Source organism: Chitinophaga sp. XS-30 (genome assembly GCF_008086345.1).
Lineage (GTDB): Bacteria > Bacteroidota > Bacteroidia > Chitinophagales > Chitinophagaceae > Chitinophaga.
Map to the genome: position 1 here is coordinate 5,599,359 of NZ_CP043006.1, position 25,792 is coordinate 5,625,150.

Consider the following 25,792-nt stretch of genomic DNA (forward strand, 5'->3'; position numbering starts at 1 on the left):
TTTAAAAAGAAGATGCAAAACTACATAGTTTTCTATCAATTGACAAGAACGGAAAAGATATGCCGATATACGTATTAGTTTATTTTAAATACATCAGATTTCCGACCTTCAAGTCATCGATATTTACTCAAAAATTAAAAATATCAGGTTTTTTCGGGCCAAATGGAATATTTTGACCAAAAACAACAAAAGATGTTGCATTTTCCCTCAAACTGGCGTTCTTTTGTAAAAAATTTTCCACATCATGCAATCGTTACGCTTTCAAGCGCTGGAGAAAGTTACCGGCGTAGATTTCAAAGTTAAGCCCGAACTGAATGGTAAGATCACTGACGTGTTCGGGAGCAATGTGTTCAATGGCAAGGTAATGCGTGAACACCTGAGTGATGAGGCTTACAAGAGCCTGATGAACTCTATCAAGGGCGGTAATAAGATCGAGCGTAAGATGGCCGATCAGATCGCTTCAGGCCTGAAATCCTGGGCCATGAAAAAGGGCGTAACCCACTATACCCACTGGTTCCAACCCCTTACCGGCACTACTGCTGAAAAACATGACTCCTTCTTCACGATTAAAAGTGATGGTTCCAGCATCGAAACCTTCGACGGTGACGCGCTGGTACAACAGGAGCCGGATGCTTCCAGCTTCCCTAACGGTGGTATCCGCGCTACTTTCGAAGCACGCGGTTATACTGCATGGGATCCCTCCTCTCCTGCTTTCATTATTGATCAGGGCGCGGGCAAAACGCTTTGCATCCCTACTATCTTTGTTGCTTACACCGGCGAATCCCTGGATTACAAGGCGCCCCTGCTGAAAGCATTGTCCGCACTGGACAAAGCGGCAGTTGACGTGTGCAACTATTTCGACAAGAATGTTACCAAAGTTACTGCTACCCTTGGATGGGAACAGGAATATTTCATGATCGACGAAGGTCTGGCTAACGCCCGTCCTGACCTGGTGCTTGCCGGCCGTACCGTTGTTGGCCACGCTCCCGCCAAAGGTCAGCAACTGGAAGACCACTACTTCGGTGCGATCCCCGAGCGCGTATATGCATTTATGCGCGACTTCGAAGAAGAATCCTACAAACTGGGCATTCCTTTAAGGACCCGTCATAATGAAGTGGCGCCTGCACAGTTCGAGTGCGCTCCCATCTTCGAAGAAGTGAACATTGCAGTGGATCACAACTCCCTGCTGATGGACGTGATGAGCAAAGTGGCCAAACGCCACAAACTGAAAGTGCTGCTGCATGAGAAACCTTTTGCCGGCATCAACGGTTCAGGTAAACACAACAACTGGTCACTGGCTACCGATACCGGCGTTAACCTGCTGGCTCCCGGTAAAACACCGAAGACCAACCTGATGTTCCTCACTTTCTTTGTGAACACCATCAAGGCCGTACATGATTATGCCGATCTGATGCGTGCTTCCATTGCTTCTCCGAGCAACGACTTCCGCCTGGGCGCCAACGAAGCGCCCCCGGCTATCATCTCCGTATTTACCGGCAAATACCTGTATGAAGTACTGCAGGAAGTAAAAAGCCGTGTGAATAACAAATTCGACGAGCAGGACGAAGCGATCCTGAAACTGGACCTGCACCGCCATATTCCGGAGCTGCTGCTGGACAATACCGACCGTAACCGTACCTCTCCGTTCGCCTTCACCGGCAACAAGTTCGAGTTCCGCGCCGTAGGTTCCTCCGCAAACTGCGCTTCCGCAATGACCGTACTGAACTCCATCATGGCCAAAACACTGGCTGAGTTCAAGAAAGAAGTGGACGGCCTGATCGAAAAAGGCGAAAAGAAAGAGATCGCTATCATGCAGACGCTCCGCAAATACATCGTTGATTCCGAGAAGATCCTCTTCGAAGGCGACGGTTACAGCGAAGAGTGGACCAAGGAAGCGGAAAAACGCGGCCTCCCGAACGTGAAAACCACACCGAAGGCCCTGGACGCCATGGTGAGCAAAAAAGCGACCGAACTGTTTACCAGCACCGGCGTTTACAACGAAAAAGAACTGCATGCCCGTCACGAGATCCTGCTGGAAGACTACGTGAAAAAAGTGCAGATCGAAGCCCGCGTGATCGGCGACCTGGCTACCAACCATGTGCTGCCCGCTGCCGTTAAATATCAGAACGAGCTGCTGACCAACATTAAAGGTCTGAAAGAAGTAGGACTGAAAGAAGATGCGTATAAAGCGCAACTGCAAATTGCCACTAAGATATCTGAACATATCAATGTCATCAGTGAGAACGTACAGGCTATGATCGAAGCGCGTAAAGTAGCGAACAAGCTGGAAGACAGCCGTCAGAAAGCGATCGACTACTGCGAGAAGATCAAAGAACCGTACTTTGATGTGATCCGTTACCACTCCGACAAACTGGAGTTCCTGGTAGATGACAAAATCTGGGGTCTCCCCAAGTACAGAGAGCTGCTTTTCTTGCGATAAAAACCGTAAGATTGTTTTGGTGTATGATGGCCCCCGGTATTCACCGGGGGTTTTTTATTTTTGCCCTCCGTTAAACCCTGGATATTTCCGCCAGTCTATCTTCTAAACAGATATTTATGAAAAGGATCTTAATGTTGTTTTTCCTGACCGGCGCGCTCAGTACAGCATTTGCCCAGGAAAAGAAGAAAGTGAAGCCGCTGGAGGATCTGCAACTGACGGAACAGCAGGATAAACAGGTAAAAGAGATAAACAGATCCTATATGACCGGCATGCAGGACATCCGCAAGGATCAGGCACTGAGCCGGGAAGACAGGAAAAGCAAACTGGATGCCCTGAGCACCGAACGTACCGAAAAGCTCAAATCCGTGCTGGATGCGGAACAGTTCGCCAAACTGCAGCATAACCGCACCGCCGCCGCTGAACGGATGAAACATGGCCATAAAAGGGGCATGCACAAGAAAAATGGCAGTGACGCGTTAAAAGAGATCGGGCTGAGCGAAACGGAAGGCAAAGAACTGATGTCCATTAACAAAGATTTCAAGTCCAAAGCCGTAGCTTTAAGAAGCAATAGCGGAATGACGAAGGAACAGCGGACGGAAGAAATGAAGAAACTCAACGATGAAAGGCTGACAAAGATCAGGACAACATTAGGGGAAGAGAAATATGCCCGCTACGATGAATGGAAGAAGAAGGAAAGGGAGCAGATCAGGGCCATGCGCAAGCACAAAGCCGATAAAAAATCGATCCAATAGTTTTTCATTAGCATACATACCATAATTTTTCAAGGTTTTAAGGTTTACAGGTCGCTTTTCCAGGCGGCCTGTTTTTGTATTATTTTACCGGCTTTCGCTAAACGTTTAGCTTGTGTTCTCCTTGTGTCAGACCTTTGGGTGAATATGGCATAAGCAAAGCCTCCGGGGGTACCGGAGGCTTTGCGTTATTGTAAAGTATTTTGTCATCGTTGCTGATCGCAGTTCAGCCTTACGCTGCACTGAAATGTTACTGCAATTTAAATGTTTCCGTGAATTTGGTGGTGAAATTCCCTTTCCTGAAATTCTCATCCTGCATCAGCTGCTGGTGGAACGGAATAGTGGTTTTCACGCCTTCGATCACGAACTCGCTCAGTGCCCTTTCCATGGTATTGATGGCTTCTTCCCGGGTTTGCGCTACTGCAATGACCTTGGAGACCATGGAATCGTAGTACGGCGGGATCACATAGCCGGCATAGATATGCGAATCCACACGCACGCCATGACCGCCGGGGGTGTGCAGCACCGTAATGCGGCCCGGGGACGGGCGGAAGTCGTTATAAGGGTCTTCCGCATTGATGCGGCACTCGATGGCATGCATCTGCGGTGTATAGTTCTTCCCGGAAATGGGGATACCGGCGGCGATCTTGATTTGTTCCTTGATCAGGTCGAAATTGATCACCTCTTCGGTTACACCGTGCTCCACCTGGATGCGGGTGTTCATTTCCATGAAATAGAAGTTGCGGTGTTTGTCTACCAGGAACTCGATGGTGCCTACGCTTTCATAATTGATGGCACTGGCTGCCTTGATGGCGGCTTCCCCCATTTTTTCCCGCAGTTCGGGCGTCATGAAAGGAGAAGGTGATTCTTCCACCAGTTTCTGATGACGGCGCTGAATGGAGCAGTCCCGCTCACTGAGGTGGCAGACTTTCCCATACTGGTCTCCCGCGATCTGGATTTCAATATGCCGGGGCTCTTCCACGAATTTTTCCATGTAAATGCCATCGTTGCTGAAAGCAGCTTTGGCTTCTGTTTTGGCCATGGTATAGGCGTTCTCGATCTCGTTCTCGTCCCATACCACGCGCATGCCTTTACCGCCGCCGCCGGCAGTGGCTTTCATGATAACGGGCAGGCCCATTTCCTTTGCCAGGGTTTTGGCCTGTTCCACGCTTTCCAGCAGGCCTTCGGAGCCGGGGATCACGGGTACGCCGGCTTTGATCATGGTTTCCTTGGCGGTCATTTTATCGCCCATTCTGCGGATCATTTCCGGAGTGGGGCCGATGAATTTGATGCCGTGCTCGCCGCAGATCTCTGCAAAACGGGCATTTTCCGCCAGGAAGCCGTAACCGGGATGGATCGCGTCTGCATTGGTGATCTCTGCAGCCGCCATCAGGTGCGGGATATTCAGGTAGGAATCTGAGCTCTGCGGTTTTCCAATACATACGGCCTCGTCTGCAAAACGGACGTGCAAACTGTCCTTATCCGCTGTAGAATATACTGCCACCGTTTTGATGCCCATTTCCTTACAGGTACGGATGATCCGCAGGGCAATCTCGCCACGGTTGGCGATCAGTATCTTTTTGAACATGTTTTTCTTATAGGTTAAAGAAACTAAAGGAAAAAGGTTGCAAGCAACCTTACAACCTTACCCTGTCAAAGTGTTTACGGTTCTACCAGGAATAGCGGCTGATCGTATTCCACAGGAGAAGCGTCATCTACCAGCACCTTCACGATCTTTCCACTCACTTCGCTCTCTATCTCGTTGAACAGCTTCATGGCTTCAATGATACATACCACCTTGCCCGATGTTACATCATCGCCCACATTTACGAACGGCGGCTTATCCGGGCCCGCGCTGCGGTAGAAAGTGCCGATCATGGGGGATTTGATGGTAAGCAGGTTGCTGGCAACGGGAGCAGCAGGAGCAGCTGCGGGGGCAGCGGCTTGTGCAACGGGCTGGGGAGCTGCCACTACTGGCTGAACCGCAGTTACTGCCGGTACTGTTACGATCTGCTGTACTTCGTTTTCCTTCTGTTTTATTGTAATCTTGAACTTGTCCTGCTCAATGCTCAGTTCGCTGATATTGGATTTGTTGACCATCTTAATCAGCTCCTGAATCTGTTTAAAGTCCATGTAGACAGTTTTTGGTTTTAGAAATTGCTGGTTCTCGGTGATAGAAAAGAAAGTATATGGTTATTCTTTTACGCGTTCGATGTATTCACCTGTTTTGGTGTTCACACGGATCAGTTCTCCCTCATTCACGAACAGGGGCACCATGACTGTAGCGCCGCCTTCAACAGTGGCAGGTTTCAGGGTACGGGTGGCAGTATCGCCTTTCATACCGGGCTCGGAGTAGGTTACTTTCAGCACGATCTTGTCCGGCAGCTCAACGCCCATGGGCAATTCGGTTTCCGTATTGATGGAAATGGACACTTCATCCCCGTCTTTCAGGAACTGGGGGGAATCTATCAGCTGCTCGCTGACAACGATCTGCTCGAAGCTCTCCTTGTCCATAAAGTTATATCCGCTTTCATCCTTGTACAGGAACTGGAAAGCTTTTTTCTCCACGCGCACGGGGTAAATGGTATCGCCGGAGTTCCAGGTATGCTCTATTGAACGGCTATTGTCAACCCCTTTCAATTTTGCCCATACTTTGGCCGCGGCACGGGCGGTTTTATTCTGACCAAACTCTACAACAGAATACAAGCTGTTATCCAGCTTAATGATCAATCCTGTTCTGATATCTGCAGTGGAAGCCATAAAAGGTCAATTGATTTAAAGTTAAAAATTTACATTAGGATTGCAAAAGTAAAAATTTTCGCATATGAACAAACAAAACTTACCGGATTTCCTTTAAAAGCGGTATAATTTTAGCTGAACAATGGCGACCTGCATATCACTTTAACGAATAAAAAATATAATGATGAGAAGATGGATGTTCCTGTTTTTATGCCTGCCTGCCTTGCTGAAGGCCCAGTCCAACACCAATTCCACCACAGCTGTTCCTCCGTACAAGCAATATTCGATCATCTCCCCCGCCCCGCTCACTTTGTATGACGGCCATGTCATCACCAAAAATGATCTTCCCCGCAACCGGCCCGTGATCGTTTTCCTGTTCAGCGTGGAATGCGATCACTGCGCTCATATGACGGAGGAGATCCTTCAGAACATCGACAAATTCAAACAGGCTACCCTGCTGATGGTCACCCCTTTCAAGCCGGACCGGATGAAGGCCTGGTACGACCAGTACAACATCGGAAAGTACCCCGGGATCATCATGGCAGCCGAGCCAACCCGCCAGATCGTGTACTATTACGACCTGGAAAACTTCCCCGGCGTGTACATCTATGATAAAAAGCACAAACTGGTGGCAGACTACGAAGGTACCGTTAAACTCGAAACTTTGTTAAAGCACTTGTAAATTTCTGGCCGGCCTCCGGCAAAACCGGAATTTTTACGGGAATATCGGAAAATTCACGATCCGATATCCTACTTTTGTTTTCCAAATAATTCTTCACCTTATTAAAATATTCAGATACGATGAAAGTTACTGTTGTAGGAGCCGGCAATGTAGGTGCAACTTGCGCTAACGTACTGGCCCACAGGGATTTCCTGCAGGAAGTGGTGTTACTTGACATCAAGGAAGGCACTGCGGAAGGAAAGGCATTGGACACATGGCAGCAGGCGCCGATTGACTATTACAGCACCAAGGTTACCGGTGTAACGAACGATTACGCCAAAACCGCCGGCAGCGACGTAGTGGTGATCACTTCCGGCCTGCCCCGCAAACCGGGCATGAGCCGTGACGACCTGATCTCTACCAATGCCAACATCGTGAAATCCGTAACGGAGAACGTCACCAAATACTCCCCGGACGCAATCATCATCGTAGTATCCAACCCGCTGGACGTAATGACCTACTGCGCATTCCTGAATGCAAAGAAGGACAGCAGCAAAGTGTTCGGCATGGCCGGCATCCTGGATACCGCCCGTTACCGCGCATTTCTGGCAGACGAGATCGGCTGCTCCCCGAAAGACATCCAGGCCATCCTCATGGGCGGCCACGGCGATACCATGGTTCCCCTCCCCCGCTTCACCACCGTTGCCGGTATTCCGGTGACAGACCTGGTAGCGAAAGACAAACTGGAAGCCATCATCCAGCGTACCAAAGTAGGTGGTGGCGAGATCGTGAACCTGCTGGGTACCTCCGCATGGTATGCTCCCGGCGCTGCCGCCGCTCAAATGGTGGAAGCCATCCTGAAAGATGAAAAACGCATTTTCCCGGTTTGCGCATGGCTCACCGGAGAATACGGCCTGAAAGACATCTATCTCGGCGTACCCGTTGTACTCGGCAAGAACGGTATCGAAAAGATCATCGAGCTGAACCTGAACAGCGATGAAAAGGCACTCCTCGCTACTTCCGCCACACATGTGAAAGAAGTAATGGAAGTACTGGACAATATGAAAACACCCGCCTAAGGGAATACCGATATGTACAAAGGGGGCGCACCAGTCAAACGGTACGCCCCCTTCTTTCGCCAATACCTTCCCTGTCAACCCCGGAAATCCCCTGAAATTCAGTACAATTAATTTTAATATATCTGGAAATTCTCTATATTAGATATTAAGTATTAATTCGAAGACGCATGCCATTCTACCTTAAATATGCCTTTACCTACAAACTTCCGGATGATTCGGGTTTCTCCGCTATTGTGAATGCGGACAAATACCCTTCGTTTGTAAAACGGGACTGGCATTTTAATGACCTGAAGCAGCATTTTACCGAGGCCATGAACAACGAAACCCTCATCATCTGGGGCACCGGCATGGAAGGCGACTGGTCGGTTAAATTCGTGGAGCAGCCTTCCCCGCAGCAGGCCTTCCGTGAATTTCAGAAGATCATCCGCGTAACCACCGGCGGATTGTACCTCACCAATTATGAAGACCTTACCCTGGCGGCCCAGTTTGAGGACCGCAAGATACCCGCCATGCACCGGTCGGACCTCTTTGTGCCCATGAACAACGGCCGGTACAATCTCACCATCCGCCAGATGTTCCACCCCGGCAGCAGCTATGCCGCCCTGGCCGGGCAGATCAACTTTGAAGTAGTGGTACAGAAAGCGCCCGAGAACGGCGTGCAGAAAGTAGAATCCATCTTCTGGTGCGAACAGTAGCGAACAATGCGCTGAAGGGAGTGACACAACGGCGGCCGGGCCAGCAGCCGGATGCCGGCTAAAAAATATTCGCCTTACAACCGGGTTGACCTTTTTATATGGCGGTTCTTCGTAACTTTATCATCGTGTAGAGCTAACAGTTTGTCAATCACACCGCTGGAACGGAGCATTGCTGTATTACATCTCATCCCAAAAAACCATATCATGAAAACGCTACTGCTGGCGGCATGGATATGCAGCCCCCTGAGCGTGAGCGCACAGGCAGCAACATGGAAGGTAGACAGGGATCACTCATCCGTTAATTTTTCAGTAGAACACCTGGTGATCTCGGAAGTAGATGGCAGTTTCAGGAATTTTGATGGCACGATCATTTCCTCCAGACCGGATTTTTCAGATGCCCGTGTCAATTTTACCATAGTGGTATCCAGCATCAATACAGGCAACGATCCGAGGGACAACCACCTGCGATCGGACGATTTTTTCAATGCGGAGCAATACCCTGAAATGACCTTTAAAAGCACGGCGCTGACCAGGACCGCAGACGGCAAATACCTGATGGAAGGAGACCTGACGATCCGTGACGTAACCAAAAGCATAAAATTCAACGTTGCGTACGGCGGCACGGCAAAAGACAGCGAAGGCCGCCAACGGGCAGGCTTCAAAGCCAACACCTACCTTAACCGGTTTGACTACGGCCTGAAGTGGGACAAAATGACCGAAGCCGGCGGCATGGTAGTGGACAAAATGGTGAACATCGAGCTGAAACTGGAGTTTATCAAACAATAACCGCAACAGCATGAATACGTTGCAGGGTGTTTAATATGATCTTATCACGTAAATTGCGCAATATTTCTTACCATTTATGTCTAACATCGAAAAGCTGATTTCCATTAAAACGTTTACCAGTGAGCACCACAAAGGCCTGATCAGCCTCATTTTCGTCGGTAACTGGATCATATCAAAACACCAGCAGTTCTTTAAACAATATGACATCACGATGCAGCAGTTCAATATCCTGCGCATCCTCCGCGGTCAGCATCCGAAAGCCGCCAGTATCAACACGCTGAAGGAAAGGATGCTGGACAAGATGAGCGATGTCTCCCGCCTTGTGGAAAGACTGCGCAAGGCCGGGCTTGTAGAGCGGAAAAACAGTGAAATGGACCGCCGCGCGGTAGACGTGATGATCACCGCAAAGGGGCTGGAGTTGCTGCGTGTTATTGACGACCAGATCGGCATACTGGAAAGCACCCTGAAAGACAACCTGAACGAAAAAGAAGTTGTGCAGCTGAACCGCCTGCTGGACAAGATGCTGGATGCCTACTGACCCGGGCTTTCTTCCACATAATCGAGGTCCTTGCCAAAAGTTTCCGTCATCATGAACGCAGCCGCAAAGGCCAGGCAGATACAAAGGATACCGGTAACAAACCCGCTTTGCAGATAGCTGAGTCCGAAAGCCGTCTGCAGGCCGCCGAATACGATAGATATCAGGGGAAGCAGGCCCCGCGCAAAATTGGGGACTGTTGTAGCGGCAGTGGCCCTGAGATTGGTGCCGAACTGTTCCGCCGCTACCGTCACGAATATCGCCCAGAAACCCACGCTGAAACCTATCAGTCCGCATATCGTGTAAAACGCCGCCGCGCTAACGCCGTGCGCATTGAAGTACAGGACCACCGCGCCGCACAGCAGCGTGTAAAATATATATAACACCTTTTTCCGGCTTCGTATCAGCTGGCTGAGATACCCGCTGGCAAAATCCCCCACCGTCAGCGCCGCATAACAGATCATAATAGCTTTGCCCGGATCGATGTTTCCCTGTACGCCCATCTTTGTTGCGAACGCATTGGAAAAGGTCACCAGGATGCCTACGGCATACCAGGTAGGCAGGCCGATGAGAATGCATTTCAGATAACGGAAGAACCGCTCCCGGCTGGTAAAGAACAGGAGGTAATTTCCCCGGCTCACGTTGCGTTCTTTTATGGTATTGAACATGCCGGACTCCGCCACACTCACCCGCAGGATCAGCAAGGCCAGGCCCAGCGCGCCGCCGATATAATAACATACCCGCCAGTTGTCCCCAAAGTATTCCGACACGAAGTAGGCCGCTACGGCGCCGGAGATGCCCACACTGGCCACGATCATGGTGCCCAGGCCGCGTTTCTCCTTCGGAAGGATCTCGGATACCAGCGTAATGCCCGCGCCCAGCTCTCCTGCAAGCCCAAGCCCCGCCACAAAACGCCAGATCATATACCAGCCGATGGCATTGTCTCCGCTGATCATCCCGTTGGCAATATTGGCCACCGAGTACAGCAGAATGGAACCGAACAGCACAGACAGGCGCCCTTTTTTGTCGCCCAGCACCCCCCAGATAACACCGCCGATCAGCATACCCGTCATCTGGATATTGATGAGCCACATGCCCACGGTATCGATCTCCTGGCCGCTGAGACCAAGTGATGTCAGGCTTTTGATACGGATAATGCCGAATAGCAGCAGGTCGTAAATGTCAACGAAGTAACCCAGTGATGCTACGATCACGGCTGCGTTCAGCAGTTTGACGGGCTTTGTGGAATTCATGGGTGCCAGACAGTTTGGTTGATACGGAAAAGAGACGCCTTTCGTGCGTCTCTTCCTAAAAATATGAAAATAAATCTATGATTCTTTTTCTTCCTGTTTGACCGGTTGCTCTATCGGGTTGCCGAACTCGTCAAAATGAGAGTGAATGGTGGATTTCCCGAAGATAAATTTGGCCGCCACCGGTATAGTGGTAATCACCACGATGATAACAATGATCCACTCCAGGTGGTCTTTCAGGGTGGGGAAAGCTTTGTCCAGATAATGCCCCGCCAGCATCATGGAAAATACCCAGGAAAAGGAGCCGATGATGTTCCAGAACATGAACTTCTTCCTTTCCATGGCCACGATACCTGCTACGATCGGCGCAAAGGTACGTACCACAGGTAAAAAACGGGCAACGAAAATAGCGCCGCCGCCATATTTGTCATATACTTCCTTCGCCTGCCAGAGATGCTTTTTCTTGAAGAAGAAAGTATCCTTTCGTTTGAACAGGATAGGACCGGATTTCCGGCCGAACCAGTAGCCCACCATATTCCCGAGCACACCGGTGGTGGCGATCAGGGTCATGATGACCAGCAGGGGCATATTGAAAAAACTCTCGCCCAGCTTTTCCCCGTAAATGCCGGCAATGAAAAGTAAAGAATCTCCGGGCAGAAAAAAGCCTACGAATAACCCGGTTTCTGCAAAGATGATAGCCAGGATCAGGTAAAATCCGCCATTGTTAATAATCCACTCGGGGTTGATTAAATGCTTGAAAAACTCAATAATTTGATCCATGCTGTTGTGAAATGAAAAATTAGAACGCCTAAAAATAGGCCATTATATGTCAAGACGAAGTTAAATATTTGATAAACCCTTGCTAGGCCTTTGTTTCAGGCGGAAGGGCTTTAAAATCCACTTCCCCTTCCCATTTGCCGATCACGGCTGTAGCCAGGCAGTTGCCGATCACATTAATGGAAGTACGGGCCATGTCCATCAGCTCATCGATGCCGAGGATGAGGAACACCGGCCATACGGGTAGATGGAAAGAAGCTACGGTGCCCAGGATGATCACCAGCGTGGCTCTCGGTACGCCGGCTACGCCCTTGCTGGTCAGCATCAGGGTAAACACCATTAAAAGCTGCTCCCAGATGGAAAGCTGTATCCCGGCGGCCTGTGCCACGAAAACGGAGGCCAGCGCGAGGTAGAGTGTAGACCCGTCGAGATTGAAGCTATATCCGGTAGGCATCACAAAAGCGATCACCTTACGCGGAACGCCCATTCTTTCCATCGCTTCCATGGCTTTGGGGAGGGCGGATTCAGAACTGGTGGTAGCAAAAGCGATCGATACGGGCTCGGATATCTCCTTGATAAAACGACGGATCGGCAGGCCGATGATCAGTGCTACCGGTACGAATACCAGCAATACGAATACAAACAGGGCAACATATAAGGTGATCAATAACTGCAGCAGGTTCCCCAGTACGGAAAGGCCGCCGTGGCCAACGGTATAGGCAATGGCCGCCCCCACCCCCACCGGCGCGAAATACATGACGATATTGGTGAACTTGAACATGACCTCGGAAAGGCTCTCGCAGAAACCCAGCATAGGCCCCCTGAACTTGTCTTTCACCAGCAGCAATGCTATCCCGAAAATCACGCTGAATACCACGATGGGCAATATCTCGCCATGATAGATGGATTTGGCGATATTTTCCGGAAATATGTGCAGTATAACATCCTGCCAGCTCTGCGGTTTTGTTTCCGGCAGCTTCTCATGCAGCGCTTCCGGCGGCATGGGAATACCTTCTCCCGCTTTGCTGATATTGATGGCGGCCAGACCGATGAACAGGGCGATGGTGGTAACGATCTCGAAATATAATAACGACTTCCAGCCCATCCGGCCTACCTGCTTGATATCGGAGTGACCGGCGATACCCACTACCAGCGTGGCGAAAAGCAACGGCGCGATCACGGTTTTGATCAGTTGGAGGAAAACCTTGCTGAGTACCTGGAACTGTACGGCAATACCCGGATAGTCATGCCCCAGTTCACCGCCGATCACCATGCTTACCAGTATCCAGGTAGTAAGCGACCTTTTCTTTACCGCAAACCAGACCACCCCGGCAACCGCTATCCAGCGGGCTACCATCAGCACAGGACCGGCAATACCCACCAGGTTAAAGTGATCGAGTGTATGAAGGATAGCTACTAAAGTAAAGAGAATGAGGGCAATAAGGGCAGCCTGCTTTTTAGTCATAGCGGTGGTTTAGTTAAATGAAAGGCAGGGAACAATACCAGCCCTGGTCCTCCCTGTGTAAAAAATCGCTCAAAAATAAGGTTCTCGCTGCAAAATCCGCAGAATTCTTGATCAAAACCGGTCATAATTACGTCACTGCCCAATAGCAGCAGGCATTTAGCGCGCTCTTCACTGGTAAAATAAAACATATGCCTTTCCGATATAGATACTATATTTGACGATCTGTAAAATCTAAACAACGCTTAATATCAACCACAACCTTATCATCGTATGAGTAGACTCTTCGCAAAAAAATCTCTGTCGATATTATTAAATGAAGCATCTGATTCAGAAAAGGGATTAAAAAGGACGTTAAGCTCTCCGGCATTGGTGGCACTTGGCATTGGCGCCATCATCGGGGCCGGTCTGTTTTCACTGACGGGTATTGCCGCGGCGGAAAATGCCGGGCCGGCAGTGACCATCTCCTTTGTGCTTGCCGCTGTAGGCTGTGCCTTTGCCGGCCTGTGTTACGCGGAATTTGCCTCCATGATCCCCGTGGCCGGCAGTGCTTATACCTACTCCTACGCCACCATGGGCGAGTTCATTGCCTGGATCATCGGGTGGGACCTGGTACTGGAATACGCCCTCGGCGCCGCTACCGTTGCCGTAAGCTGGTCCCGCTACCTGATGGAGTTCCTGCAAAAATTCGACATCCATATCCCTCATCAGCTGGCGGTATCCCCCTGGGAAACCGTTACCATGAGCAATGGCACCGTGGTTGAAGGCGGCATATTCAATCTGCCCGCCGTGATCATCGTACTGCTGCTGTCATTGCTGCTGATCAAAGGCACCAGGGAATCCGCCGGGATGAACAACTTCCTGGTGATCCTGAAAGTAGCCGTAGTACTGGTTTTCATCATTCTGGGCTGGAGCCATATAGACCCTGCCAACTACGAACCTTACATTCCTGCCAACACCGGTCAATACGAGCACTTCGGTTGGACGGGCATTGCCTCGGGCGCAGCTGTTGTGTTCTTTGCCTTCATTGGGTTCGATGCGGTTTCCACTGCCGCGCAGGAAGCCAAAAACCCGCAAAAAGGCATGCCCATCGGTATCCTCGGCTCACTGGTGGTCTGCACCATATTATATGTGCTGTTCGCCCATGTGATGACGGGGCTGCTCAATTATAAACTGTTTGCCGGAGATGCCAAACCGGTAGCCACCGCATTCGCACAAACGGGATACGATTTCCTGCAAACGGGGCTGATCGTGGCCATCCTGGCGGGATATACTTCGGTAATGCTGGTGATGCTGATGGGGCAAAGCCGTGTATTCTATTCCATGAGCCGCGACGGGCTGCTACCGAAATTCTTCAGCGATGTGCATCCCAAGTTCCGCACTCCCTGGAAAACCAATATTTTCTTCATGGTATTCGTGAGCCTCTTTGCGGGCCTCGTGCCGGTAAGCGACCTCGGGCATATGGTGAGCATCGGCACCCTGTTCGCGTTCTCGCTGGTGTGCATCGGCGTGATCATCATGCGCAAGAAAATGCCGGAGATTCCCCGGGCTTTCAAAACGCCTTTTGTACCGGTAGTACCGATCCTGGGTGTTGTTGTCTGCGTGTACCTCATGTACTCCCTGCCTAATGAAAGCTGGCTGCGGCTGGCGGTATGGCTGGCGCTGGGGCTGCTGATCTACTTTACGTACAGCCGGAAGAACAGCAAGCTGAATAAAGAAAAATAATACCTGATCACATCGTATAACGGGGCTGACCAAAAAGTAATGGTCAGCCCTGATTTATGCTGGTACCTGATGGAGACCTGTTATCGTTTCAGCCATCCTCAAAGCCTTCGTTTTTCTTTTGGGTCTCCCCCTTTTGTTTACAGAATAACGCGATGATCGGCAGAATTTAATATTTTTGCACCCGAATTGACGGATACTGCTGTCCGTCGTGACAATTTGCAATTCATTATGGGACGTATATTCGAAGTAAGAAAACATACCATGTTCGCCCGCTGGGACCGCATGGCCAAACAATTCACCCGCATCGGGAAAGAAATAGCGATCGCCGTTAAACAAGGCGGCCCTGATCCCGACAATAACCCTGCCCTGCGCCGCTGCTATCAGAACGCCAAAGGAGTGAACATGCCGAAGGACCGTGTGGAGGCCGCCATCAAACGTGCCATGGGCAAGGATATAACCAATTATGAAGAAGTCGTGTACGAAGGATATGCGCCGCATGGCGTAGCCGTGATGGTAGAGACGGCAACGGACAATCCCACCCGTACCGTTGCCAATGTTCGCATGCACTTCAACAAATGCGGCGGCAGCCTCGGCAACAGCGGCTCGGTAGGCTTCATGTTCAACCGCCTCGGTGTGTTCAAGATCAAAAATGAGGGGCAGAACCTGGAGGAACTGGAACTGGAGCTGATCGATTTCGGTCTGGAAGAGATCGGGGAAGATAGTGAAGGGAATATTATCATCCGCGCCACTTTCACGGAATTCGGCAATATGGCGAAAGCGCTGGAAGACAAAGGTATCACCCCCATCAGTGCAGATCTGCAGAGAATACCCGCCACAACCGTGGAACTGGGTGAAGAGCAGGCCAAAGAAGTACTGGAGCTGATCGACAGGCTGGAGCAGGACGAAGACGTGCAGCAGGTGTTCCACAATCTGAAATAATTACCGGCAACATATAAAAAAGCGGATGGGCATCAATGTCCATCCGCTTTTTTTGCCTGTATCTGCCAGGCTTGCTTGTCCATTCAGCGGTTGACCACATTCTCCGGCCGGCCGTCCAGGAACGCTTTCAGGTTGCTGACCAGTTTATCCATCAGTCTTTTCCGGGCGTCGATGGTGGCCCAGGCAATATGCGGAGTGATCAGGCAGTGCTTTGCGGTGAGCAAGGGATTGTCCGCGTCCGGCGGTTCAACGGAAAGCACATCGAGCCCCGCACCTGCTATTACGCCGTTATTCAGCGCGGCGGCCAGGTCTGCTTCCCGGACGAGGGGGCCGCGGCTGGTATTGATAAGAAATGCGGAAGGTTTCATAGTAGCCAGCAAGGCAGTGTTGACAAATTCCCTGTTCTGTTCGTTGAGGGGGCAATGCAGGGAAACGATATCCGATTCCCGGAAACAGCTGGCCTGGTCTGTAAATCTCACACCCTCCATCCTGTCCCGCTCCGGGGTGTTTATGGCTGACGATCACCTGCATGCCAAAGGCCAGTGCGATGCGGGCGACTGCCTTCCCTATCTGCCCGAAACCGATAATGCCCAGCGTTTTGTCATTTAATTCATTCAGCGGCATTTTCCAGTAGCTGAAATCTTTGCTGGCGGCCCATTCACCGTTCCTGACGCTTTCCGCATGCAGGCCAACGCCCTGGCATAATTCCAGGATCAGTGCAAATGTGAGCTGGGCAACAGAAGCAGTGCTGTATGCGGGAACATTGGTGACTACGATACGCTGGTCAGTGGCTGTTTTGACATCCACAACATTGTAGCCGGTAGCCATTACCCCGATGTATTGCAGGGATGGGGAGCCGAGGATGGCGTCCGCATTCACGATGGCTTTGTTGGTGAGGATGATGGCGGCGTCCCTGATACGTTCCGCGACCTGTTCCGGAGGTGTCCGGTCATATATCTCCACCTGGCCAAGTGCTTTTAAAGGCTCCCAGCTGAGGTCACCGGGATTAAGGGCGAAGCCGTCAAGTACAACTATTTTCATGGGTCTGAAGATGATAAGGGATAAATTTACAGGATTCGGCCAGATATGCAATGCCTGTTCAACAGGCATGTTGTTTTATATCTGCGTTAAGGCCGTGCTTTTCCTTATCCCGCCGGCATCTCCGGAGCGGCACCCGCAAACATCATGAGCTGTCACTGCAATGCCTGTTGTCAGTACGCTGTAGCAACTCTTTGAAGGCGGCACCCGCAAACATCATGAGCGTAGCACCGTTGCCATTACGCCGTATCAGCCTTTGAGGAATGCCGCCGGAATACCCATGGAAGTCCCCTATGACATATCCACCCGTTTAAAGGTATTGTTCACCCTGTCTATGATAAAATTACCGTACACAGAACGGTAAGTCCCATAACACAATTTCCCGTTCAGCTCTATGTTATGTTCCTTGCCGAGCGGATGCATACCTTCTATCAAACGGATGAACCGCATCCGCTGTAATTGTCCGCCGCACTTGCAGCGTGTCTCGGAAATCTTTTTGTGTGAATGCACAATGTTGCTGCATCTGATACATCTTGTTTCCATAATAGGCTCTTTAACGCTATACAGAATTAATTAGACAATGGCGCGCAGTTGCACTTTTATGTTTCAAATGTCTAATGCATGCATATATCTATGGCGGGTGGCCTGAGGCCGGGCTAACGGTTTGAATATGGAAAGCTAACAGGAGAATGAAAACAGGAACCAAAGCTGAACCTGATTGAACGGATAATGGTAAACTCCGTTACGCAAATTTACATGATCTCTATCTCAAAGAAAAAAATATCTGCCATGATATTATACATCGTAATGGTAAACTGAAGAGGCCGCCTCACTGAGAACGGCCTCCATTTTCAGCCTATTTGAACCGTCTAAGCAATTTTATTCCTTGTTAATGTATCATGGATACAACTGCAAGATATACCATAACCTTTTCGGGTACAACCAGGCATGCATAATGAACAGGAAATGAACAGAACAGAAAAATGAACAAACAAGTGGTTAAAAAACAATTATTTACATTGTTAAATGAACAGACATATCTATAGCGGCAGTTGTATTGAACTGCCGCGGGCTTTCATTGCGACCTGTTAACGGGCTGTTATGACGACTTCCTCATCTTCGATAAACGGGTAAACAATTGCAACTCTTCCTCCGACAGGTTTTGAGGCACCGTAATGCGTACCCTGACGTAGAGATCCCCGGCCGCTTCCCCGCTGCCTTCCGGCGCCGGCAGGCCCTTCCCTTTGAGGCGGAACAACCGGCCGCCATCCGTTCCTGCGGGGATGCTCAGCTGCAAAGTACTGCCCGGTACCGCCACCGGGAGCTTTCCGCCAAGTACAGCGGTATAGAGATCCAGCGGCAATTCCAGGTGCACATCCTTTCCCTTCAGTTCATACCTCGGATCAGCTGCGATACCTATCTCCAGCAGCAGATCTCCGGCTTCTCCACCGTTTCTCCCGAGATATCCCTTGCCTTTGAGCCTTAACACCTGCCCCTGGTAGGTACCGGGCTTTATTTTGAGATTGAGGCGCTGACCGTTGACCTCTATCTGTTTCGTGGCGCCGGTGAATACATCTTCCAACGCCACCTGCATGCTGGCATGCAGGTCTGCCCCCTTGCGGTTGCGCGCACGCCCCTGCTGTTGTCCGCTCCTCCGGAAACCGCCGCCAAACAGATGCTCAAAGAAATCAGAGAACTGTCCTCCTTCACCGAATACATCCTCATACTGCTGCTGACCACCGCCCTGCCCACGCCAGCGGCTCCAGTCAAAATCACCTGTGTTTTGGCCGGCCTGTTCGTAATACTTCCAGTTTTCGCCAAACTCATCGTATTTCTTCCGTTTTTCTTCATCACCCAGCACTTCATAGGCTTCGTTCAGCTCCTTGAACTTTTCTTCGGCCAGCTTGTCATCCGGATTTTTATCCGGATGGTATTTTACGGCCAGCTTGCGGTATGCTTTCTTGATATCTGCGGCGCTGGCTTTCTTGTCCACGCCAAGTATCTTGTAATAATCCTTGTATTCCATATATGTCTTATGATCGCTAAAACAACACACCCCCTGTAATGCATACAGGGGGCGCTCCTTGATTAAAAATTCGCTGAGGAGGCTACTCCCTGATCATGTCTGCTACCAGCTTCACAACATCCTCCACATTAGGTTTGGAAAAATAGTCCCCGTCTGTTCCATACGCCGGCCGGTGCGCCTGTGCCGCCAGTGTACGCGGAGCTACATCCAGCCAGCGATAACCGCCCTGCACTTCCATCACCTGCTGGAACATATATGCTGTTCCGCCACCCGGTACATCTTCATCCACAAAGAGGATCCGGTTGGTCTTCTTCAGCGATTCCAGTATGGCATGATGAATATCAAAAGGCAACAGCGTCTGTACATCTATCAGTTCACAGGAAATATTCATCTGCTCGAGCGTTTCCATTGCCTCTTCAATGATCCGTAAAGTGGACCCGTAGGAAACGATGGTGATATCTGAGCCGCTGTGCAGCACTTCCGGGATGCCCAGCGGTACGGTGAAATCTTTCAGGTTCTGCGGCTGCCGCTCTTTCAGGCGGTAACCGTTAAGCGATTCAATCACGATAGCCGGTTCTTTTTGCCTGCAACAGGGTATTGTACATGCCCGCGGCCTGTACCATGTTCCGCGGCACACAAACATGCAGCCCCCGCAGGGAGTTGATGATCATGCCCATCGGTGAGCCGGAGTGCCAGATGCCTTCCAGCCGGTGACCACGGGTACGGACGATAATGGGGCAGAATTGCGTGCCTTTGGTGCGGTATTGCAGCGATGCTACATCATCGCTGAGCGGCTGCAGCCCGTAAAGCAGATAGTCCAGATACTGGATCTCGGCGATAGGCCGGAGCCCGCGCAAGGCCATACCGATCCCCCTGTCCCATGATGGTCAGCTCCCGGATACCGGTATCGGCTATACGTGTTTTTCCATGTTTCTGCTGCAAACCGGCAAACCCCTGGTTCACATCCCCTATTTTGCCTACATCTTCGCCAAATGCGAACACCAGCGGATGATCGCTGAAAAGCTGGTCGAAATACCGGTTCAATATTTCGTATCCGTTCATTACCGGCGCATCATCCGCATATATAGCGGGCACTTCCGGCACTTCGAGTGCGGAATTCGGGCCGGTGGCATGAAGGAAAGTATTGTAATTCTCTTTTTCCGCGGCCAGCTGCTGGTCGTAATAAACCTGCAAACCGTCCATCGCTTCGGAAAAGTTGCGCGGATGTTTGAACAGAATGCCTGCGGCGGCCTTCAGTATATCCCGGCGCTGCGGCTCGCGGTTGGCGGCCAGTTCGCGCATTTGCTGCGCTACATATTCCGTGTCTCCCCGCCCTTCGTCTAAAATGGACTGGCAAACAGCCGTGAATGCCTGCACCTGCTCCCGGATGGGCGCAATATATTTATCCCAGGCCTTTTTGCGACTTTCCTGTGCGATCACTTTGGCTTCCACTTCAATGGCCCGGAGCTCCGACTCTTCGGCCAGCGCGTTTTCCAGCAGCCACTGGCGCATTTTTACATTGCAGTCGAATTCCTTTTCCCAGGCCAGGCGCTCCTTGCTTTTATACCGTTCATGCGAACCGGAGGTGGAGTGGCCCTGGGGCTGCGTGATCTCCTCCACATGAAAAAGTACCGGTACATGGTTTTCCCTTGCCTTGCGGATACCTTCTTCGAAAGTCTCGCACAGCCCGGCGTAATCCCATCCCTTTACATTATATATCTCTATGCCGTTGGAATGCCCGTTTTTTCTGAACCCTTCCAGCGCTTCGCTGATAGAGCCTTTTGTGGTTTGATATTTCCGGGGAACAGAGATCCCGTACCCATCATCCCAGACAAATATGGCCAATGGCACCTGCAGAACGCCGGCGGCATTGACGGTTTCCCAGAAATGCCCTTCGCTCGTAGAGGCATCACCGATAGTAGCGAAACACACCTCGTTGCCGTGGTTGGAAAGATGGCTGTACTGCTCAAGCTCCGGCAGTTCCCGGAAAAGCTTTGACGCATAGGCCAGTCCCAGCGCCCGGGGCATCTGTGCCGCGGTGGGCGCCATGTCCGCCGCCGTATTCTTCATACCGGCGATATTCAGCCAGTTACCCTCCATATCCACATTGGGCGTGGCAAAATGCGCATTCATCTGCCGCCCGGCGGAAAACGGATCGTTCGTAATATCCGGATCAGCGTATAACTGAGAAAAAAACTGCTCCACAGTAGCAATGCCGCTGGCGAAAGCAAAGGTCTGGTCCCGGTAATATCCCGAACGGAAGTCACCCGGTTTGAAATACTTGGCCATCGCGATCTGCGCCACTTCCTTTCCATCACCAAAAATGCCAAACTTTGCCTTGCCGGTCAATACTTCCCGGCGACCCAGCAAGCTTACTTCCCTGCTGATACAGGCTTGCCTGAAATCACTTAAAACTTCCTTCCGGAACTCTTCAAATGATAACTGGCTCTGCATATTCATAGCTAATTCGTTGTTTTCGATCATGCTGTACCTGGTTAAAGCACAAATGTAGGGGAAAATGATGAATGGGTAAATCCCAATACCGTTTCCGGAAATAAATTAAGTTTTTAAGAATTTTTTAATATCTTAATACCTCCGGCTCGGATTTTGGCCGTAAATTTGTTTGTAAACTGGCAGGAAGCCGATATGATTAAGATTGCCATTAATAAGACCGCGAAATGATCATTTTAATCATCGAAAGCTCCACCTGACCCGTAAAAATTAAATTTGAACAGTTGACCATACTGTTTTAACCAAATCGTTTTAAAACCAAATTATACAAAGATGAAAAAGTTTATCTTATCCCTATTTGCAAGTTTGCTGATAACCACTGCCGTTTGGGCACAGGCCCAGGGTTCAGGTTCAACCAATGCCGTTGATCTGAAAGTGAAGTTCAAACAAGAAACCGTTGATTTTGGCACCACCAAATTCAACAAACCTGTTACGGTAACATTTGAGTTCACCAACATATCCAAGGCGCCCGTACTGATCGAATCGGCGAAAGCCAGCTGCGGCTGTACTGTGCCCAATTGGACAGTAGAGCCGGTATTGCCGGGCAAATCGGGCAAGATCACCGCCACTTATAGCGCGAATGCGGTGGGCAAACCGACCAAAACGGTATATCTCAAATTGAAAGGAGTAGACCAGGAAAAAGAATTGATCCTCACCGGTACGGTAGAGAACTAATTATAAAAGCTTAAAAAAAGCCTCCTGATCAGCGGTCAGGAGGCTTTTTTTGTTGTAATGCACTCACTTGCCTTACCTTTGCTTCGCAAAAATCAACTAACCAAATGCCCAACATCAGTCAACGCGGACAGGTTATGCCGCCCTCTCCCATCCGGAAGCTGGTACCCTATGCGGAAGCCGCAAAAAAGAAAGGAGTAAAAGTCTACCATCTCAATATCGGCCAGCCGGATATTGAAACGCCCAGGCCTGTACTGGACGCGGTAAGGCAATCCGAATTCACCATACTGGAATACAGCCACAGCGCCGGTAATGAAAGCTACCGCCGCAAGCTGACCGGTTACTACAAAAAATTCGATATCACGGTAGACCACACGGAGATCATTGTTACCACCGGCGGTTCCGAAGCCATCCTGTTTGGCCTTATGGCCTGCCTGGACCCGGGCGACGAGGTGATCATCCCGGAACCTTTCTATGCCAATTACAACGGCTTTGCCGTGGAAGCCGGCGTAAAAGTAGTGCCGGTGACCGCCACCATCGATAACGGTTTTGCACTGCCGCCGATCGGGGATTTTGAAAAGCTCATCACCCCCCGCACCAGGGCCATCCTGATCTGCAATCCCAATAACCCTACCGGCTACCTGTACAGTCCAGCCGAAATGGAAATACTGAAAGATATCTGCCTCAAACATAACCTCTTTCTCTTTTCAGATGAAGCTTACCGGGAATTCTGCTACGATGGCCAGAATATTTCCGCGCTGAACCTGAGCGGAATGGAAAACCATGTGGTGATATTCGATACTATCTCCAAGCGGTACAGCGCCTGTGGCGGCCGTATCGGCGCTATTGTGACCCATAACCGCGCCATACTGGATTCCGTCATGAAGTTCGCCCAGGCGCGCCTCAGCCCGCCCAGCTTTGCACAGATCGCTGCTGAAGCGGCGGTAGATCTTCCGGATGATTATTTCGACGGGATCAAGGCTGAATACCAGAGCCGCCGCGACCTGCTGGTAGATCTGCTGAACAAGATCCCGGGCGTGTACTGCCCCAATCCGGGCGGCGCATTCTACGCCATTGCGCGTTTGCCTATCGATGATGCCGACAGGTTCTGCCAATGGTTGCTGGAATCCTTTGTTTATGAGCAGCAGACCGTTATGCTGTCTCCCGCTACCGGCTTTTATGCCACTCCCGGGCTTGGACTGCAGGAAGTACGGCTGGCCTATGTGCTGAACAGGGAAAGCATTGCCAGCGCCATGGAGGTACTGGCAAAAGCGCTGGAGGTGTACCCCGGCAAACAATAGCGGCTCCACGTTTTTTCTGCGGCTGATCCGGCGCAATGCGGCCATGAAGTGCTATGGCGATGACCGCTGGCGAGAGCGCTTTTATTCATCTGAATGCAATACATTTTATGAGCGCTCCTGCTGATACGGCAGGGAACCGTGGAAAACGCCTCCGTATACGTCTTATGACGCGAGTTCGCTGATACAGCCGGTTAAAAATATCTGTTCATCTAAAAGTAACACCCGGAGAACAATAAAGAAGGGCGTGATAACGCTTATAACACGACAATGTTTTTTCTGCAGCATTGTATTTTTCGCGGAATATTAATACTGTAGCGGGTTTACCCTAAGAGATGCCCACACTGGCGGCCATACTGATGCAGAATTGCTATAGTTGTTGAAATTCGTACCTGGCAGAAAACAGCAGATCCCGATGCTCTTTTTGTTAAAATCAGGCAGTGAATAGCAGAAAACGGGAAAGGTTGTTATATCAATTCAGCAAAAAACCGACAAATTCATGTTAAAAAAACATTACCCTTTAAAAACATGACAAAAATCATATTTCAAAAAAGATCGGCCGTAAGCCTTGTCAATACCCGATATTTGCATTAAAATAAATTCTATATGAGTTATTTTAACCGTAAACCGCATTTTTTAATGAAATAGAGTTTTGAAATTTAAATTTATTCCCTACTTTTACTGTGTAATTGATACGCAAAGGAACTGAAAAGAATAAATAGTAAAAATTACAATACATGTTGAACAAAATTCTAAACCTGCTTAGCAAAAATTTAACTTGTATAATTTTGACAAATGGGAAAATGGCGCGACCTTTGCATTATAAACATCAGATAAAAAGACGGCGACAAACTAAAACGTTTTAGCTAAATAACATATTTTTGTATCAGTTTTTCATAACGTGGAATTTATAAAGGCAAACGGCTCTGTTCACAGAGCCGTATTTTTTTTTCCTGATCTCCCAACTTCTTCCCCACTCCAACCGATTGCAGGTTGATCGCCTGCATATTACGGGAAAATTTCCCGAAGATGCCGGCAGTTGACAATCCATTTTTTTCCTAATATTGCTTTGTAATGAAAAGACAAGGGTGGGGTATTGTGTTTGCAATACCTTAACGCTAGTTTTCATAACGTGGAATTTTAAAATGCAAACGGTCCCGATTCCTCGGGACCGTTCCTTATTTATAAGAAGATCAGAGAACAGGATCAGGCGGTTGCTGCCTTCTCTTTCACTTTTTTCATGTCTGCCTTTATCATTGTAAAGAAATCATCGAATAGATAGCGGGAATCGTGGGGGCCGGGTGTTGATTCCGGATGGTATTGTACGGAGAACGCCGGCTTACCTTTAATACGGATGCCTTCCACCGAATTGTCATTCAGATTGATATGCGTTACCTCCACGTTCTGCGATGCCGCCACCGCTTTTGCATCAATGGCGAAACCGTGATTCTGGGTAGTTACCTCACATTTGCCGGTCAGCAGATTTTTCACGGGATGATTCAACCCGCGGTGCCCGTGGTGCATTTTATAAGTGGGAATACCGTTGGCCATGGCCAGCAGCTGATGCCCGAGACAGATGCCGAATAAAGGCCGCTCCGCATCCAGTACTTTTTTAATGGTATCTACCGCATAGGCCAGCGGCGCCGGGTCACCGGGACCGTTGGAAATGAAATAAGCATGCGGCTGAAAGGTTTCGCACTCCTCAAAGGAAGTAGCTGTCGGGTGTACTTTCAGGTACGCTCCTTTCTCAGAGAGGCATTTCAGCATATTGCGCTTTACGCCATTGTCCAGCACCGCTATCCTGATATCGGCATTGGGATCACCCACGAAATAGGGTTCCTTTGTAGACACTTCCGCACAAAGCGCAAGCCCTTCCATAGACGGCACTTTGTTCAGCCTGGCTTTCAGTTCAGCCTCATCCAGTATCTCGGAAGAAATAATACAATTCATAGCTCCTTTGCTGCGGATGTGCGATACCAGCGCACGGGTATCCACCTCGTGGATAGCCACCAGGTTATTCCCGGCTAAAAACTGCTCCAGGGATTCATCCGCCATTTTGCGGGAATAATTGTATGCGATGTTTTTACAGATCAGTCCGCTGATCTTCACATCACTACTTTCCACATCCTCTTTTTTTGTTCCGTAGTTACCCACGTAACAATTGTTCATGATCAGCACCTGGCCTTTATAGGAAGGATCCGTAAAAACTTCCTGGTAGCCGGTCATACCCGTATTGAAACAAAGCTCACCGGCTGCGGTGCCTATTTTCCCGAACGCTTTACCATGAAAAACGGTGCCATCTTCTAACAACAGTATGGCTGGCTGTGTGGATCTGGTGGTTTGCGGCATTTCTTCTTACCCTTTCTTTTTTTATGTTCCCGGAGAAACGGTTAAAACTGTGCAAAGTTAG

General features: G+C 49.9%; 24 protein-coding genes and 1 pseudogene. 11 read left to right on the forward strand and 14 right to left on the reverse strand.

Annotated features, from left to right (window positions below; translation table 11 throughout):
• Positions 1–244 precede the first annotated feature (244 nt).
• Entirely contained in the window at positions 245–2,440 is a 2,196-nt protein-coding gene (locus FW415_RS22400; protein WP_148389347.1) for a glutamine synthetase III, read from the forward strand.
• Positions 2,441–2,556: 116 nt separating this feature from the next.
• Positions 2,557–3,192, forward strand: a complete 636-nt coding sequence (locus FW415_RS22405) for a hypothetical protein (RefSeq protein WP_148389348.1) — start codon at positions 2,557–2,559, stop codon at positions 3,190–3,192.
• Positions 3,193–3,439: 247 nt separating this feature from the next.
• On the opposite strand, the gene accC is transcribed toward FW415_RS22405, so the two are convergent.
• The 3 genes from accC to efp form a co-directional block, all read right to left on the reverse strand.
• Complete coding sequence (accC, locus tag FW415_RS22410) at positions 3,440–4,777, reverse strand: acetyl-CoA carboxylase biotin carboxylase subunit (RefSeq protein WP_148389349.1); 1,338 nt, start codon at positions 4,775–4,777, stop codon at positions 3,440–3,442.
• 74 nt (positions 4,778–4,851) lie between these two features.
• Positions 4,852–5,322 carry an acetyl-CoA carboxylase biotin carboxyl carrier protein gene (gene accB / locus FW415_RS22415; RefSeq protein ID WP_148389350.1) on the reverse strand — a complete coding sequence of 157 codons (471 nt, stop codon included), beginning with the start codon at positions 5,320–5,322 and terminating at the stop codon, positions 4,852–4,854.
• Positions 5,323–5,382: 60 nt separating this feature from the next.
• Positions 5,383–5,949 (reverse strand): elongation factor P, encoded by a 567-nt coding sequence (gene efp, locus FW415_RS22420; protein WP_148389351.1) that lies wholly within the window; start codon positions 5,947–5,949, stop codon positions 5,383–5,385.
• Between the two features lie 160 nt (positions 5,950–6,109).
• On the opposite strand from efp, the gene FW415_RS22425 reads away from it, so the two are divergent.
• The 5 genes from FW415_RS22425 to FW415_RS22445 all read left to right on the forward strand — a co-directional run bounded on the left by FW415_RS22425 (position 6,110) and on the right by FW415_RS22445 (position 9,687).
• Positions 6,110–6,610, forward strand: coding sequence for a peroxiredoxin (locus FW415_RS22425; protein WP_148389352.1), 501 nt, complete (start codon positions 6,110–6,112; stop codon positions 6,608–6,610).
• A 119-nt stretch (positions 6,611–6,729) separates the two neighbouring features.
• Complete coding sequence (mdh, locus tag FW415_RS22430) at positions 6,730–7,668, forward strand: malate dehydrogenase (RefSeq protein ID WP_148389353.1); 939 nt, start codon at positions 6,730–6,732, stop codon at positions 7,666–7,668.
• Between the two features lie 167 nt (positions 7,669–7,835).
• A complete protein-coding gene (locus tag FW415_RS22435; RefSeq protein WP_148389354.1) occupies positions 7,836–8,363 on the forward strand; it encodes a hypothetical protein in 528 nt (175 codons plus the stop codon).
• Between the two features lie 204 nt (positions 8,364–8,567).
• Positions 8,568–9,149 (forward strand): YceI family protein, encoded by a 582-nt coding sequence (locus FW415_RS22440; protein ID WP_148389355.1) that lies wholly within the window; start codon positions 8,568–8,570, stop codon positions 9,147–9,149.
• 76 nt (positions 9,150–9,225) lie between these two features.
• Entirely contained in the window at positions 9,226–9,687 is a 462-nt protein-coding gene (locus tag FW415_RS22445; RefSeq protein WP_148389356.1) for a MarR family winged helix-turn-helix transcriptional regulator, read from the forward strand.
• Here FW415_RS22445 and FW415_RS22450 read toward each other — a convergent pair.
• The 3 genes from FW415_RS22450 to FW415_RS22460 form a co-directional block, all read right to left on the reverse strand.
• Positions 9,681–10,937 carry an MFS transporter gene (locus tag FW415_RS22450; protein ID WP_148389357.1) on the reverse strand — a complete coding sequence of 419 codons (1,257 nt, stop codon included), beginning with the start codon at positions 10,935–10,937 and terminating at the stop codon, positions 9,681–9,683. The two genes, FW415_RS22445 and FW415_RS22450, sit on opposite strands and share 7 nt — an antisense overlap.
• A gap of 75 nt (positions 10,938–11,012) precedes the next feature.
• Entirely contained in the window at positions 11,013–11,714 is a 702-nt protein-coding gene (locus FW415_RS22455) for a DedA family protein (protein WP_148389358.1), read from the reverse strand.
• Positions 11,715–11,796: 82 nt separating this feature from the next.
• Positions 11,797–13,176, reverse strand: coding sequence for a dicarboxylate/amino acid:cation symporter (locus tag FW415_RS22460; RefSeq protein WP_148389359.1), 1,380 nt, complete (start codon positions 13,174–13,176; stop codon positions 11,797–11,799).
• Positions 13,177–13,545: 369 nt separating this feature from the next.
• Here FW415_RS22460 and FW415_RS22465 point away from each other — a divergent pair, with 369 nt between their 5' ends.
• Both FW415_RS22465 and FW415_RS22470 read left to right on the forward strand, forming a co-directional pair.
• On the forward strand, positions 13,546–14,898 hold the full coding sequence (locus FW415_RS22465) for an amino acid permease (protein WP_371417015.1): 1,353 nt from the start codon (positions 13,546–13,548) through the stop codon (positions 14,896–14,898).
• A 228-nt stretch (positions 14,899–15,126) separates the two neighbouring features.
• Positions 15,127–15,837, forward strand: a complete 711-nt coding sequence (locus FW415_RS22470) for a YebC/PmpR family DNA-binding transcriptional regulator (protein ID WP_148389361.1) — start codon at positions 15,127–15,129, stop codon at positions 15,835–15,837.
• Between the two features lie 83 nt (positions 15,838–15,920).
• Here the strand turns inward: FW415_RS22470 and FW415_RS25605 are convergent, their stop codons facing one another.
• The 7 genes and pseudogenes from FW415_RS25605 to FW415_RS22490 all read right to left on the reverse strand — a co-directional run bounded on the left by FW415_RS25605 (position 15,921) and on the right by FW415_RS22490 (position 21,385).
• A complete protein-coding gene (locus FW415_RS25605; protein WP_256378896.1) occupies positions 15,921–16,325 on the reverse strand; it encodes an NAD(P)-dependent oxidoreductase in 405 nt (134 codons plus the stop codon).
• A gap of 70 nt (positions 16,326–16,395) precedes the next feature.
• Positions 16,396–16,947: pseudogene (locus FW415_RS25610) on the reverse strand (NAD(P)-dependent oxidoreductase); the annotation flags it as partial.
• A 219-nt stretch (positions 16,948–17,166) separates the two neighbouring features.
• Entirely contained in the window at positions 17,167–17,418 is a 252-nt protein-coding gene (locus tag FW415_RS22480) for a hypothetical protein (RefSeq protein ID WP_148389362.1), read from the reverse strand.
• Positions 17,419–17,974: 556 nt separating this feature from the next.
• Positions 17,975–18,901: a DnaJ C-terminal domain-containing protein gene (locus FW415_RS22485; RefSeq protein WP_148389363.1), complete on the reverse strand. Its 927-nt coding sequence runs from the start codon at positions 18,899–18,901 to the stop codon at positions 17,975–17,977.
• A gap of 82 nt (positions 18,902–18,983) precedes the next feature.
• Entirely contained in the window at positions 18,984–19,466 is a 483-nt protein-coding gene (locus FW415_RS25465; protein WP_246858834.1) for a transketolase C-terminal domain-containing protein, read from the reverse strand.
• Positions 19,459–19,764, reverse strand: a complete 306-nt coding sequence (locus FW415_RS25470; protein WP_246858835.1) for a hypothetical protein — start codon at positions 19,762–19,764, stop codon at positions 19,459–19,461. Before FW415_RS25470 ends, FW415_RS25465 begins: the two co-directional genes overlap by 8 nt.
• Positions 19,682–21,385, reverse strand: coding sequence for a thiamine pyrophosphate-dependent enzyme (locus FW415_RS22490; RefSeq protein ID WP_246858836.1), 1,704 nt, complete (start codon positions 21,383–21,385; stop codon positions 19,682–19,684). Before FW415_RS22490 ends, FW415_RS25470 begins: the two co-directional genes overlap by 83 nt.
• 300 nt (positions 21,386–21,685) lie before the next feature.
• Here FW415_RS22490 and FW415_RS22495 point away from each other — a divergent pair, with 300 nt between their 5' ends.
• On the forward strand, positions 21,686–22,087 hold the full coding sequence (locus tag FW415_RS22495) for a DUF1573 domain-containing protein (RefSeq protein ID WP_148389364.1): 402 nt from the start codon (positions 21,686–21,688) through the stop codon (positions 22,085–22,087).
• 104 nt (positions 22,088–22,191) lie between these two features.
• Positions 22,192–23,385 (forward strand): pyridoxal phosphate-dependent aminotransferase, encoded by a 1,194-nt coding sequence (locus FW415_RS22500; protein WP_148389365.1) that lies wholly within the window; start codon positions 22,192–22,194, stop codon positions 23,383–23,385.
• A 1,203-nt stretch (positions 23,386–24,588) separates the two neighbouring features.
• Here the strand turns inward: FW415_RS22500 and carA are convergent.
• A complete protein-coding gene (gene carA, locus FW415_RS22505; protein ID WP_148389366.1) occupies positions 24,589–25,731 on the reverse strand; it encodes a glutamine-hydrolyzing carbamoyl-phosphate synthase small subunit in 1,143 nt (380 codons plus the stop codon).
• Positions 25,732–25,792: the final 61 nt, after the last annotated feature.